At 44.4% G+C, this 13399-nt stretch carries 13 protein-coding genes and 1 pseudogene; 4 read left to right on the plus strand and 10 right to left on the minus strand.

Going from position 1 to position 13399, the window contains the following annotated elements; all coding sequences use genetic code 11:
* Positions 1-14: 14 nt before the first annotated feature.
* From L1D37_RS01300 to L1D37_RS01335, 8 genes and pseudogenes are all read right to left on the minus strand, one after another.
* Complete coding sequence (locus tag L1D37_RS01300) at positions 15-875, minus strand: delta-class carbonic anhydrase (protein WP_239846594.1); 861 nt, start codon at positions 873-875, stop codon at positions 15-17.
* Between the two features lie 352 nt (positions 876-1227).
* A complete protein-coding gene (locus tag L1D37_RS01305; protein WP_239846595.1) occupies positions 1228-1659 on the minus strand; it encodes a hypothetical protein in 432 nt (143 codons plus the stop codon).
* 134 nt (positions 1660-1793) lie between these two features.
* A complete protein-coding gene (locus L1D37_RS01310) occupies positions 1794-2171 on the minus strand; it encodes a VOC family protein (protein WP_132815598.1) in 378 nt (125 codons plus the stop codon).
* 200 nt (positions 2172-2371) lie between these two features.
* Positions 2372-3064 (minus strand): annotated as a pseudogene (locus tag L1D37_RS01315) (PPC domain-containing protein); the annotation flags it as partial.
* Positions 3065-3248: 184 nt separating this feature from the next.
* Entirely contained in the window at positions 3249-3605 is a 357-nt protein-coding gene (locus tag L1D37_RS01320; protein ID WP_239846596.1) for a hypothetical protein, read from the minus strand.
* A gap of 217 nt (positions 3606-3822) precedes the next feature.
* Positions 3823-4845, minus strand: a complete 1023-nt coding sequence (gene trpS / locus L1D37_RS01325) for a tryptophan--tRNA ligase (RefSeq protein ID WP_239846597.1) — start codon at positions 4843-4845, stop codon at positions 3823-3825.
* 296 nt (positions 4846-5141) lie between these two features.
* The gene (locus L1D37_RS01330; protein ID WP_239846598.1) at positions 5142-5915 is read right to left on the minus strand and encodes a hypothetical protein; all 774 of its coding nucleotides are present in this window, start codon (positions 5913-5915) and stop codon (positions 5142-5144) included.
* 161 nt (positions 5916-6076) lie between these two features.
* Positions 6077-7408, minus strand: coding sequence for a D-serine ammonia-lyase (locus L1D37_RS01335; RefSeq protein ID WP_239846599.1), 1332 nt, complete (start codon positions 7406-7408; stop codon positions 6077-6079).
* 133 nt (positions 7409-7541) lie between these two features.
* Between L1D37_RS01335 and L1D37_RS01340 the strand changes: the two genes are divergently transcribed.
* A complete protein-coding gene (locus L1D37_RS01340; RefSeq protein WP_239846600.1) occupies positions 7542-8735 on the plus strand; it encodes an MFS transporter in 1194 nt (397 codons plus the stop codon).
* Positions 8736-8750: 15 nt separating this feature from the next.
* Here the strand turns inward: L1D37_RS01340 and L1D37_RS01345 are convergent, their stop codons facing one another.
* Together L1D37_RS01345 and L1D37_RS01350 are read right to left on the minus strand one after the other, a co-directional pair.
* On the minus strand, positions 8751-9566 hold the full coding sequence (locus L1D37_RS01345) for a helix-turn-helix transcriptional regulator (protein ID WP_239846601.1): 816 nt from the start codon (positions 9564-9566) through the stop codon (positions 8751-8753).
* A gap of 76 nt (positions 9567-9642) precedes the next feature.
* A complete protein-coding gene (locus tag L1D37_RS01350; RefSeq protein WP_239846602.1) occupies positions 9643-10176 on the minus strand; it encodes a YbhB/YbcL family Raf kinase inhibitor-like protein in 534 nt (177 codons plus the stop codon).
* A 274-nt stretch (positions 10177-10450) separates the two neighbouring features.
* Here L1D37_RS01350 and L1D37_RS01355 point away from each other — a divergent pair, with 274 nt between their 5' ends.
* The 3 genes from L1D37_RS01355 to L1D37_RS01365 are packed head-to-tail and all read left to right on the plus strand — an operon-like array spanning position 10451 to position 13303.
* Positions 10451-11860, plus strand: coding sequence for a DUF3404 domain-containing protein (locus L1D37_RS01355; protein WP_239846873.1), 1410 nt, complete (start codon positions 10451-10453; stop codon positions 11858-11860).
* Complete coding sequence (locus L1D37_RS01360; protein WP_239846603.1) at positions 11838-12488, plus strand: response regulator transcription factor; 651 nt, start codon at positions 11838-11840, stop codon at positions 12486-12488. Before L1D37_RS01355 ends, L1D37_RS01360 begins: the two co-directional genes overlap by 23 nt.
* Positions 12485-13303 (plus strand): DUF2861 family protein, encoded by an 819-nt coding sequence (locus L1D37_RS01365; protein ID WP_239846604.1) that lies wholly within the window; start codon positions 12485-12487, stop codon positions 13301-13303. The genes L1D37_RS01360 and L1D37_RS01365 overlap by 4 nt, the downstream gene beginning before the upstream one ends.
* Positions 13304-13399: the final 96 nt, after the last annotated feature.

Below are 13399 nucleotides of genomic sequence, written 5' to 3' on the forward strand. Positions count from 1 at the left end.
TTAAGGTAACAAGATTAATTCGCCATTGGTGACAACAACTCAGGGTTAACCACCAAGTTTCTCACGCCGTGGGCGTGGTCTTCGTTAAAGTCATTGCCTTCACACCAGTTCCCCACTGTCGCGATGTTTACTTTCGCTACTTGTGGACGAACGCTCCATGTTACTTGGAAAGGTGAGCCTTGCTCGTTATAACCTGGACCTGTTGTAGAACCAGCGTATTGAATCGCTGAGCCAGTGTTTTGTGGAATGTTGGTTGCTTGGTGCAAACCATTCACTTTTGAGTGCTTAGCCAATGCTTCGAAGTCGAGAGCCTTATCATCATTCACTAATACGTAGACTTGAGTCTCAACACGCAATTGCGGATTGGTAATCGCATCGTTGAAACAAGCACCAAGCGTTTCACCCGGTTCTACTTGTGCCGTTGAGTACACGTAATGCACTTCTATGGTGTCGCCCGAATGCAAAGAGCCATGATCGCTCGGGCAAACCTTGCCCTCAAATGGTTTCAACTCAGCAGAACTCAGCTTGCCTGTGTATTTAAAGCCACTCTGGAAACCTTTACCATCACCGTTACCAGCGTATTGGGTAAACTCGCCACCTTTGTGTTCTGCGTTCTTATGGAAGTGGATATTACATAGGTTCATGGCTGTTGAATCTGGCGCATCCGAAAACAATCGAGCGTTTGTTCCTTCGGCTGAGCCTAAATCGCGTGGCGCTTGTGGGCCAAAACCTTTTCCTTGCGTATTGTCAGACAGGTTCGCTCTTTGTTCGGTGATGACACTGTCTGCTACAGACTCATGGCTCGCGTCAGAAGCGTTTGCGTGAGCCGCGAACATAACCATCGCGACGCTTAAAAATGCACTCTTATTCTTCATATCTCTTCCCTAGAATATTGATAACTAAACCTAAATAACGGATTTCACGCCAAACATACTACTATGCCCTTGAGTGAATATCAGACACTGTCTTTGTAAGATTAGATTTCGTTGCTTACTTTGGGAGGAGTATTAAAACACTCGATGCATATAACAAGTCGAACACCGTAAATACGGCGTGTCCATTCCAGAACAAATAAATACCTGCTTTATTGACTGTCTCTTGACGCAAACCAACGGGCTTGTTGGGTATGAATTAAAACATATCGATGAATAAGCATCTGAAATAAAAAGGCGAACCATATGGCTCGCCTTCTCTAATGATTGGATGTGCTCAGTAAGAGCTATTCGATTAACCGTGGCCTGTGGCAAATATCCCAAAGGTCAGAACGTTCAAGGTGTCTGTTACTCCCTCGAGTGATTTGATGACTTTCTTAGTCGGCTCGTTATTGAGCAATAGGTAACTTCCCAGCCCTTTCTCATTGTCGGTCTCGACTTCATCTTGTTTCGCTGTTACTTGAGATGAGTGTACTTCAGACTCTTCGACCGCTTCTGAAACAGTTTCTACTTCTGCTTTAACGTTGGCACTACTATCTTGAACTAAGGTCTCATTGGTCTCATCACTAGCATCCGAAACTACGCTTAAGTTCGTATCCTTCTCGACACTTTTCGACAGAGCGTCTTCGTTGCTCAACGCCTTCTCATCGATCTGCTCGTTACTCGTTGTAGAGCAAGCCGTTAAGAAAAACAGACTTACGATGAATGTGATTAAGTTTCGCACCATGGTAATAAGGCTCGAATTAATAAAACATTGTTCGATTGTAATTTATTTATCTCGCTACATCCACCATCAAGTGACTTAAGATCGCGGTTTATTGTTTGGAAAGATGAAGCAGAAATGATGTTTAAATCTAGATCCTAATAGTTAGAAACCTCAATCAGATTACCATCAGGATCTCGAACATAAACAGAGACAATTTTACCCGTCGCACCTGTTCGCGGCACAGGACCCTCTTCTATCTCTATTTCGTTCGCTTTGATATGTTCGATTACCTCAGCCATGGGTGTATTGGTAATAAAACAAAGGTCAGCACTCCCCGCTTGTACGCGCTTTGCTTTTGGTTCGAACTCATTACCTAATTGATGAAGGTTTATCTTTTGGTTACCAAATGACAACGCCACGCGACCTTCACCGAATTGGATAGGCTTCATACCCAATACGCGCTGATAGAAATCTACCGTTATCTCTATATCTTTGACGGTTAGTACCAAGTGATCTAAATGACTGATTTCCAAATTAATCATCCTTGTGTCGTCGTTACTGAATATTGCGTGCTGAATGCCGAATAAGCCTTAACCACATACTCTAATGTCCAACGTGCTAACACAAGATCAGCATACATCTTCACCTCTCACTTTGAACGAATAAAGGGAGCTCAGACTGCGCTCCCTTCTCATCAGTTTTAGCTAACTTAAATCACTTTAAGTCGTTTTAACTAGTAACAAGCACCTTCAAATACCCAGTACCAATAATTGTTGAACGGGTCGGCTCCCCAGTTATCCGCAGACGCTGTGAATCTGTTGCCATAATATTGAATGGTTGTTCCTGCTGGATAATAGTAATTTGGATTCCACTCTTGAAGGTTATCGCACAAGCCTTGTGGCTCAGGTTCTGGCTGAGGTAATTCAAACTCTGCGCTAACGGCCACGTAAGCATCCATTGAGCTTTGAGCACCGTCCACCAGCACGTAGATATCTTCACCTTGCACACCACCAAAACCGCAATATTCGTTGTTATCTGAGTTGGTAGAAGCGCAATCGTAGTCGCTTAGTGATACAGGTCGGCCGATTGCGACATACAAGTCAACGTTACCGTAACCATGATAAGTCTGAATCCAGGCATCACTTCCAGGTACATTCTTTAAAACGAACTGTTGCTGGTCGTCACCACCACTTACAATTGGTGTTGGCTCGTTTATCTCTAGTTCCACTACGCCGGGTGTTGGTGTTGGTGTTGGTGTTGGTGTTGGTGTTGGTGTTGGTGTTGGTGTTGGTGGATTAGGGTTCGGATTTGGCTGACCAGATCCACAGTTTTGTACATCAATACCCACTTCGTTAAACGCAGATTTCACTGCAGAGGTCTCATAACCTAGCTTTTCAGCGGCTTTGCAAACCCCGTTGGCACCTTCCAAAATTATCCAGAAATTTTATGCTTCAAATCGTTACGGGATTAAGATTCGATATGGATTTTCAAATAACAGCGCCAACTCACCATCATAAAATTAAACTCCCGCATTCACTAAACAAGGTAACGAGCAAAACAATGATGAAAGTGTGTTGGCGGTGTGTATTGGTTAAGGTGTAGGTTGAGACTTAGTCTTTAGCTTTATTGAGTGTGTAAGTGATGATGCTATCGCCCTCTACCTTAAACGCCCAAGTTTTTTCGTCTTCGGTAAAATGATATTCACCCTTGGACGAAGTTGGCGTCAGATTAGCGATGAACTCAGACAGCTGAGGCTCGTTGATCACAAAACTCCCCTCAGAGGTATTGATGTCTAAATCGTTATTGACTTCAATCTGCGACGTTGAGCTAGGCAAGATGTCGGGTAACCAGCCTCTATCAAACAAACGATCCTGTTGAGCCAGTTCGTAAGTTGCGTACTCATCACTGACAACGTCAGAGCAGCCCGAGAGTAAAAGTAAAATTGGGAGTAATAGTTTCGTTTTCATTTATTTCCATCATTTGAAGGCAAGGTCTTGTCCACTCTCTCAGTTGTATTCGAATAAAAAACAACAAGCAAGGGACAAGTACAATCACAAAAACGACTTTATAAATTAATTATTATTCCCATTCAATTTAATTGACTTTATTTACATATAGTCCACATGAAAATCATTGATAATCATAGCTTTAAATGCAGATTCGACCTAAAAAGCATCTTGTAAATTAGAGTATATTGAGACCAAACACGCCCTTTACATCGAACAAAACAGCTTCCGTTTTTTCTCTCGAGACTTGCGAGCCCTGGCGCAAGATATCGATGAGTTGCGCTTTGTCATCCAACAGTTCGGCTCTGCGTGCTCTTATCGGGCGAATCATCTCTTGTAAACACTCTTCCAATACCTTCTTAGTTTGGCCATCCCCTAACCCGCCTCTGCGGTAGTGATCTTTTAGTTCATTGACGTAGTGAGCGTCAGTGTGGAATGCATCAAGATAGGTAAACACGATATTCCCTTCTACTTGGCCAGGATCTTCGATTCGTAGATGATTTGGGTCGGTATACATGGATTTCACTGCGGCACGAATCTCTTTCTCGGTCGCGCCTAAGTTGATAGCGTTGCCCATTGATTTCGACATCTTGCTTTTACCGTCGGTGCTAGGAAGACGAGAGGCATTGCTCAGCAAGGGTTTACACTCATTTAAGATTGGCTTGCCTGCGAGCGAGTTAACTTTTCTCACGATCTCATTGGTCTGTTCTAGCATTGGTAATTGGTCGTCGCCCACAGGAATCAAGGTCGCGTTAAACGCCGTGATATCAGCCGCCTGCGAAATCGGATAAGTCAAAAAACCAGCTGGAATTGAGCGACCAAACTCCTTGTTTTGAATCTCACTTTTAACGGTTGGATTGCGTTCCAAACGAGCAATAGAAACAAGGTTGCTGTAGAACATGGTGAGTTCAGCCAGTGCTGGTAACTGTGATTGAAGACAAATCGTGGTTTTTGTTGGGTCGATACCTACCGCTAGATAATCAGCCACCACATTAAGAATGTTAGACGAAACCTTGGCAGGATTATGAGCGTTGTCGGTAAGCCCTTGCATGTCGGCAACCAATATCGTTTGGTCGTGAATATGCTGTAACGAAGTACGCTGCTGAAGTGAACCAACATAGTGACCTAGATGTAAAGGACCGGTAGCTCGGTCGCCAGCCAGAATGATTTCTGGTTTGTTCGTGTTTTGAGGTGTTTTCATGGGGTATCTCCAAGTAATAAAAGCTACTGGAGATAAAAAGAGACGACATTCTTGGTGACATTCTTAACTACCTTCCAGCAGCTAAAGAATGTGACTATTCCGTGCTGCTCTAGATAGAGCACCACCAGAAGAAAATTGAAGTTGAAGCAGAAGTAAATTTCATTATTAAAACCTACCAACAATAAGGGTTAACGACAACCCTTTTATTGGCAGACAATAAAACTAACGTACCGAAACCAGTTTTCGATGCGTTTTGAAACAGAAACCATTAAAGGTGAATATCGTAAGTAAATGTATTAATTACATAAATCAATAATTCTAGAGCGCATAGCTTGGTTGACGTTAAAGTGAGCGTTCAAAAATTCAAGCTGTTCCAGAGCCGATTCCGCCGTACGTTCGTAGCCTTGAGTAAAGGTTGGCAGTAACTGAGCAAACTTAGGGAAGCGCGCTTCTAGCCTTCTATCAGACATAAACTCATCGGCAAATTCAGGTTGTGGGCTTTCAGTTTGATCCACAAGATCGATCAAACGATCAAGCGCGTAAGATTGAACAAACCGGCTCCCAGAAAGCTTTTCACCTCGGTTATAGCGAGACATACCCACGTAAAGGTTAGTTAGCGCCTCTCCCATAATCCATGCCTGAGAATTGGGTTGTGCAGCAGCTTTTATTGGAGGCACACAACACTGAGTATCAAAGTCAGCTTCCTGCCAAACGATTCGCCCTTCCGCAAACGGAATATGCGCTAATTCATGTGGTTCGAATACTGCAAACTCACAGAATATCCCATCGGCATAAAGTACTTTATAACCATCGACCGTATTTCTTACCGCGTAGTCGATTGGGTTGATATCAGACAACCAATGCAAACTGTCTAAGAAATACTGTTTGTGTCCCGTTTGCACTATCGCGAAGAAATCGACGTCTGAATATTGATCCAGTCGCTCCGTTTCAATGCCAACTGAGCCTAGCCCCAACAAGGCATGCGCCTTACCAGAAGATCTTAAAGATTCCCCAATGGCATCTAACCGTTGTAAGAGTTTTTGTGGTGTATTTAGTTGTTGTGCTGGCATCGCTCTATCCCTATCAAGTTGAATGCCACTCAACCTAACTGACAGTGATAACAAGCATGAAGCCTAATTTATAAAATCTGTGTTTTAGGTAACGATCTGTGCAAGTTATTGTTTCATTTAAACTCGCAAACCATTCGTTAGCGCCTGCCTTTCTACCCGATTTACACCGGCGACTTAGCTAAATACTCTGCCATTTCTTGCTCTGGAACCATACCGCCGCCTGTCGCCCAAACAAGATGCGTTGCATTGGCTAACGTAGAGTCATCGATGCCTAACCTTTCCAGATATTCTCGGTTGTGTTCCACATGCACTGCACCCGGCATACCAGCCAATGCAGAAGGCTCTAATTGAATACCTTCAGATTGATTCAATTCACTTAGCAGCTGATACATGCGTTCGTCGGTTAACGTGTAGTAACCATCTAATAAACGTTCCATTGCTCGGCCAACAAAACCAGACGCACGACCTACTGCGAGTCCGTCTGCTGCTGTTAGGTTATCGATACCCAGATCTTGCACTGCAATTTCATCATGCAAACCAGTGTGAACGCCCAACAACATACAAGGCGAATGGGTCGGCTCAGCAAAAATACAATGAACATCATCACCAAACGCCATTTTTAAACCAAACGCCACACCACCGGGGCCGCCGCCAACACCACATGGCAAGTAAACGAACAACGGGTGCTCTTTGTCGACGACAATCTGTTGTTGTTCGAATTGTTGTTTGAGCCTTTCTCCTGCCACCGAATAACCGAGGAACAAGGTTTGAGAGTTTTCATCATCAATGAAGAAACAACGCGGATCTTGCTCTGCTTCTTTACGACCTTGCTCTACCGCTACACCGTAATCTTGTTCGTACTCGACCACATTAACGCCATGCTCGCGCAGTTTGTTCTTCTTCCACGCTCTCGCATCAGCAGACATGTGAACCGATACCGTAAAGCCAAGCTTGGCACTCATGATACCGATGGACATGCCTAGGTTGCCTGTCGAACCTACGGCAATACTGTATTGTTTAAAGAAGTCGCGAAACTCCGGCTCTAGCAGTTTGTTGTAATCATCGCTCTCACTCAGTAATCCGGCTTCAAACGCTAATTTCTCGGCGTGGGTTAACACTTCATAGATACCGCCACGCGCTTTGATTGAACCAGAAATCGGCAAGTGGCTGTCTTTTTTCATCATCAGGCGACCTTTAATCGGTAGCTGATAATGCGCTTCCAGTGTTGATTTCATCGCAGGGATATCAACAAGCTCAGACTCAATAATGCCATTGGTGACTTGGGTTTCAGGGAATGCCTTCGCCAGATAAGGCGCAAACCTTTGTAATCGCAGGCTTGCATCGTGAATGTCTTTTTCGCCCAAACCCACATAAGGTAAACCCTGCTCTAGCGTTGTGATGTTTGGGTTAAACCAATTCACTTCGTCGAGTGCCATTAATCGTTGAAGCAATGGGAAGTTTGAGATGAGTTTGTCGACATTCAATACAGTCATGGGTGACCTTCTCTGGTAACACGCGCACTGCGCAGGTTCAATCATTAGTAGCCCTATTTAAACGGTATTTGTGTAATCATTCAATGATCTGTAGGCTAGCCTGTCTTCTCATAAGCAAACAGTAGAACAACCTATGAGCGCCTCACTTCGTAACAGCATTTTCATCATGTTAGGGATTCTATTCCTATCACTTAACCTTCGTGGACCGTTCACGAGCTTGGCTCCGGTGCTTTCTCAGGTTATGGAAGGGCTCAGCCTTAACTCTTCTGCCGCTGGATTCTTAACGGCTTTACCACTGTTAACGTTCGCCCTGTTCTCGCCGCTAGTGACCAAAATATCTCAGCGAATTGGTCTTGAACCTAGCTTGCTGTTGGCTTTAGTCTTGATTACCACAGGTATCACGCTGCGTTCTTTTGGAGCGATTCCGACTTTATACATCGGCACCGTGATGATCGGGCTTGGTATCGCAATTGGTAATGTGTTGCTTCCGGTTGTGGTCAAAATTAGCTTCCCGACACGCATCGCGACGGTGACCTCCTTGTATATCTTTACGATGGGGATTGGTTCGACATTGGGCTCTAGTTTGATGGTGCCACTTTCAGAGCTGACCTTATTCACGTTGACGGGTTGGCAATTAGCGCTGTTGATGAACCTCGTATTTCCACTGTTGGCATTGATGATTTGGTTACCTAAGATCACCAAGCGTTCTTCTTCTAAAAGCACGAAGCAGAACGAAAAAAATCCAGTACCGATGAAAAAAATGATTAAGAGTGGTGTTGCTTGGCAGGTGACACTCGCACTTGGACTTAACTCATTTACCTTCTACTCTTTGGCGGGTTGGTTACCACAAATCTTGAACGACCTTGGCTATAGCGAAATCGATGCGGGTTACATTTACGGATTCCTACAGTTTTCAACCATGGTTCCAGGGTTACTGTTATTGCCGTTCTTAGGTAAGAGCAATAATCAACGATGGCTAATTACCTTGTGTACTTTGAGTGTGTTTATTGGATTGATTGGCCTGTTGTACTTACCAGACTTTGCAATATTTTGGGTAGGACTCTTTGGTTTAGCCAACTGTTCTACGTTTATTATCGCGCTCTCTTTTGTTGGCTTGCGTACATCAAACAGCAGCCAAGCGGCTTCGTTGTCTGGTATGGCCCAAGGCATTGGTTATGCCCTAGCGGCGACGGGCCCGACTTTGGTGGGTAAACTCCATTCACAAACGGGCTCTTGGAGCGTTCCGATTCTATTGATTGCTGGCGTTGCCTTCGCATGTACGATTTTTGCCGCACTCGCTGCAAGAGATACAAAAGTCAGCGTTTAATCAGTAGAAGAATGATTAAACAATAGAAGAATGATTAAGGCGTTGCGACTCTGCACTCGCAACTGTCTTAATGTATTCACTCGGCGATAAACCAAACTTACCTTTAAAACGTTGGCTAAAACGCCCTTCAGATTGATAACCACAAGATTGAGCCAGCATCGCTACATTCTGTTGGCCATTCTGCATCAAATACAGTGCGTGACTTAAGCGCACTTCCGCTAACACCTCACGATATTGCATGCCTTCAAGCTTAAGTTTGCGAATCAACGTGGTACGACTCATCGCAAAACGTTCTGCTACCGACTCTAACGGGTGTTTCTCGTCTGGAGAATGGGAAAGATAGTGGCTGAGCTTTTGGCTAAACGAAACGTTTGAGCTAATAAACAGTCGATGTAATACGCCCTTCTCCGCCAGTTGCTGATACAAGCCTTGCAACCAAAATTGCTGGGTTGCTGCACTCATGCTTTGACGATCAAACGTAAACAACGCGTTCAACGAATCTTGCAAACTCCGGTCAGCTTCTATGGTCGGTAATTCCAACTCATCGGCTCGCTGTTCACTTAAATCGAGCATCGCTTGAGTTGGCTGAAATTGAAAACTGAACACTCGCGAAAGGAAACGTCCTTTGTGAGGCATGTTCTCAAAACTCAATGATGCCGAGGCTTCACACAACAACAGCTCTGAATGTGTGAGTTCGGCTGCCGACTCTTTCCAAAACAGGCGCTTACTGCCTGTGATTATCTGAATAATACTAGGGGATAGAATCCTCACATTGCGCAGTTTCTGTAATTGCTCAGCGCGAAAGACTGTCACTTGATATTGATGATTCATCCCATCCCCTTGTTTGGTTGTATTTCTTGTAGTTATATTTCTTGTAGCAACAATCGCTTATTGCTTTATTAACCAACTAACGAGTATAAGTCGTGGTTAATCTCGCTTTGTCTAACGCCATGCTGTTCAGCGTAAAACCGACCACAGCAGATGGTGTGTTTTCGTCTAGGTTAAGTTTATCCGTTGGTAATGCCCAAACGGTAAATTGGTAACGGTGCATGCCATCTTTTTCTGGAGGACAAGCGCCACCAAAACCAACTGTTCCGTAATCGATGCGACCTTCTTTACCGCCTAGCTTTGTAATATCAGCTGCACGAGGAAGTTCATTTACACTTGCTGGGATATCAAATGCCACCCAATGCCAGAAACCGCTTTCGGTAGGTGCATCCGGATCATAGGCTGTAATCGCAAAGCTTTTGGTGCCCGCCGGCGCGTTTTTCCACATCAACTGAGGTGATAAATTATCGCCATCACAGCCCCAGCTAGAGTATTCAAACGCCTTCGCCATAGGGTGACCTTCTTGAATATCATTACTCGTGAGTTCAAATGCCTGAACTGAACCTGTAGCCAAGATACTTATTGCCAATACTGATTTGATGATTGTTTTCATGGTGTTTCCTCTTATTAGGTTTGAACCCAGTATATTCAGTTCCACCTTCCCAAAAATAACAGTAAGTACACAATAATCAAATTTAAACCAAATAAATGATACTTTCTGTATTTTAGCCTTATTCTCTTAAAGCATGTTCAATTCAGGCTTATGATTTATTTCATGACTCAGCTTCACAATTCGGTATTGAAAGGACACTTGTTGACATTCAGGTTACAAATCTCAGTCAAAACTCTTTAGACTCGCCCTAATGACTTTTAACGAGAATGACTGGATGCGCAGGCTGACATTAGCCCTTTGTTTGACCCTTTGGCTCCCAACGCTAGCCAATGCCCAAAGTTTGCAAGACAAGTGGCAAACCCTGTATCAACTCAGTTGGCAGTCGTCTCCTATCTCTGTCGCTCAACAAGAATTAGCTCAGTATCCAAAAGTTCTTCTTAAGGAAAACACCCGCTACCCGGATTTCAAAAAATTCAGTTGGGAAGAGATCGCTGCGCTAGCCACAATTCAAGATAGCTGCCGAGCGATTGAAAACACCAATCCTTCTTTGAACGATGCCATCGAATTCGAACTGGCTTTGTGTCAGCAACAAACGTTAGATTCAATCTGGTTTGCGGCACACTCAAAACGACATCCTGCTGGTGGCAGTTTTGCTGATCGTTATGTAGCGCATTACCCAGAGAACAGTGAACAAATTCATCCATTTTTGAGTATCAGCAATCCTCTGCATCCTTTGTTTAGCAAGCTGGAAACTTTAACGACAGAAGGAAAAGAGGCACTACTTAATGGATACCGCGCTTGGCAACAAGGTGATGTGCTTTGGTTAAGTGGCGAACAGGGCTGGAAAGCGATTCCCTCTGAAGTTTGGCAGCCTATCGCCGAGCAGCAAGAAGTGACCTTGTCGGGTGAAAACTGTTCTTTTCGTTACAGTAACCTGTGCCTGAGCGAGTCGAGCAACGACAGGCTTGTCATGAAGCTTGTGACTCTCGCACTACTCTTCACGCTACTTTGCGTATTAACTCGTGCCATATACCTGCGTAGAAAAGAGCGCAAAGAGAAACAGTTCGTTTTGCAGCTTCTCACGCATGAACTTCGCACGCCAATCACTAGCCTTGGCTTAACCGTCGAAATGTTCAGAAACCGCTACGATGATTTCCCCGATGATACCCAAGGGGCAGTTTGGCGTTTAATATCTGACTATCAAAGGCTTTCTCAGCTCACTCAGAACAGTAAAGTCTACTTGAGTTCGGATCAGCCAGAGCCCTTGCTAAAGCAGAACGCATCATTGGAAGAATGGCTCGACCATGTCTGTGAAAAGCACAATATTGAGTATCAATGTGAAGCAAGCGAGGTCGAACTTAATCTACCATATTACTGGCTAACCATTTGTTTAGATAACTTGATCAAGAATGCTAAGCAACACGGTCAAGGTAAGGTTTTAGTTAAAGTCACCCTTGCCGATAAGCTGACGATAGAAGTGCAAGATGAAGGTCAGTTCCCTTCTTGGATACAACGCCTTATGTCTCGACTAACGCCAAGCACTGCACACAAACAAGATAACATGGGCATTGGCCTAACGATTGTCGAACACTTGATGAAGCAAGCCAATGGCCGTCTCATTATTCTCCGTAACCCAACCCGATGTATTTTGGAAATCGCTTATGAACACCCTATTGCTGATTGAAGACGACCAACTGCTTGGGCAAGGCCTCGTCAGCTTCTTTGAGTCCAATGGTTACCACTGCCTTTGGGCACAAGATGCAAAGAGCGCCAGTAAGCTGTGGTTACGTGCCGACCTTGTGGTACTTGATCGACAGCTCGAAGATGGCGACAGCTTACAGCACCTTCCAAACTGGTTACTGCTCAAAGCTCTGCCTGTGATTGTGTTAACCGCAAAAGTGGAAGTTCAACAACGTGTTGAAGGCTTGATGGCAGGCGCTAAAGATTACGTGACTAAACCATTTTCAAATGAAGAGTTGCTTGCTCGGGTGATCACACAGCTTCGCCCATTAGGTGTTAGCCACTTGAACTACGCCAATATCCAAATCAACTTGTCGGAACGAATCGCTTATCTGGATGACAACCCTATCGCACTCAAACCTAAAGAATTTCAACTATTGGTTTTGTTTGTTCAGAATCAAGGGCGCGTGTTTCACCGAGATGAGTTGCTCAATAAAATTTGGGGTTACCAAGCCTTCCCAAGTACCAGAACCGTGGACAATCACATACTGCGCTTACGTCAGAAGCTGCCGACACTTCACCTAGAAACACATCGAGGCGTTGGTTATCGTTTGGCAGGAGAACCCCAATGAAACTAAGCTCGCTAACAGCTCTATTTTGCACATTGCCCTTTGCGTGTCATGCAGCTTGGTTTGCTGATACTCCATTGCAACACACCTATCAATCACTGCTTGATAACCAACCACAAGTTGCTTGGCAGGAGCTACAAATCGCGCTGAATCAGGAAACACTTGATAGTCAACTTTGGTTGCCCGTTAAACAGGAAATACTAAGTCGAACTCAATGTGGAACCACTCTTGAACAAAGCTCTGCACCCAACAATCACATCCAAGTCAGCTTTATCAAACGCCACGGTCTTTCGTCACAAGGCTATCAGATCAAAGTGTCTGCGGAGCAGTTGAATGAAGCAGTAGAAGATCAAACACAGCGTATCTCTTTGGTTTCACCAGAGGGGAAAGTGGTTATCGATGGGCAGCTCAATTCTGATGTCGAATATCAAGAAATTGAAACCAGTGAAATGTTTATCAAGCCGGAATCTGGTGTTTATCAGTTAACCATAGGATCGAACAACTACCCTATTATTGTTGCGCTAGATGACAGTAAGCGATGGTTAACACTCGAAAACAAACTCAACGACCCTCACATCGTGGTAACGCCACCCAATGTGATCGACAACTGTCCTAACACCAATGTGAGTTGGCAATGGTTTGATGAAAACTACGACATGTTAGGTTTCAAGGTTCCAATCAAATCACTTGAAGCAACCGTTCCGACAGAAAGCCCTTCGGGAGCTCAAGCCAAACACTTAAGTGCTTCGGTGGAAATGTTCGAATATCAAGGCTCGATTGAAGTCCAATATGTACAGCGTGTCTCGGTACCCTTCTAGAGTTATGCTCGCTATTACTATTCCCCGCTAAGGGAAAGAATAGAGACATATAGGTGACAAAGCACCAACAATACTTGGGTGTAATAACCGTACTTA

Source organism: Vibrio sp. Isolate33 (assembly GCF_022397895.1).
Classification (GTDB): domain Bacteria; phylum Pseudomonadota; class Gammaproteobacteria; order Enterobacterales; family Vibrionaceae; genus Vibrio; species Vibrio pomeroyi.

Bases quoted from the DNA above. Each gene is read 5' to 3' on its own strand.
- L1D37_RS01300 (WP_239846594.1), bottom strand. From the start codon at position 875: ATGAAGAATAAGAGTGCATTTTTAAGCGTCGCGATGGTTATGTTCGCG.
- L1D37_RS01305 (WP_239846595.1), bottom strand. From the start codon at position 1,659: ATGGTGCGAAACTTAATCACATTCATCGTAAGTCTGTTTTTCTTAACG.
- L1D37_RS01320 (WP_239846596.1), bottom strand. From the start codon at position 3,605: ATGAAAACGAAACTATTACTCCCAATTTTACTTTTACTCTCGGGCTGC.
- trpS (WP_239846597.1), bottom strand. From the start codon at position 4,845: ATGAAAACACCTCAAAACACGAACAAACCAGAAATCATTCTGGCTGGC.
- L1D37_RS01330 (WP_239846598.1), bottom strand. From the start codon at position 5,915: ATGCCAGCACAACAACTAAATACACCACAAAAACTCTTACAACGGTTA.
- L1D37_RS01335 (WP_239846599.1), bottom strand. From the start codon at position 7,408: ATGACTGTATTGAATGTCGACAAACTCATCTCAAACTTCCCATTGCTT.
- L1D37_RS01340 (WP_239846600.1), top strand. From the start codon at position 7,542: ATGAGCGCCTCACTTCGTAACAGCATTTTCATCATGTTAGGGATTCTA.
- L1D37_RS01345 (WP_239846601.1), bottom strand. From the start codon at position 9,566: ATGAATCATCAATATCAAGTGACAGTCTTTCGCGCTGAGCAATTACAG.
- L1D37_RS01350 (WP_239846602.1), bottom strand. From the start codon at position 10,176: ATGAAAACAATCATCAAATCAGTATTGGCAATAAGTATCTTGGCTACA.
- L1D37_RS01355 (WP_239846873.1), top strand. From the start codon at position 10,451: ATGCGCAGGCTGACATTAGCCCTTTGTTTGACCCTTTGGCTCCCAACG.
- L1D37_RS01360 (WP_239846603.1), top strand. From the start codon at position 11,838: ATGAACACCCTATTGCTGATTGAAGACGACCAACTGCTTGGGCAAGGC.
- L1D37_RS01365 (WP_239846604.1), top strand. From the start codon at position 12,485: ATGAAACTAAGCTCGCTAACAGCTCTATTTTGCACATTGCCCTTTGCG.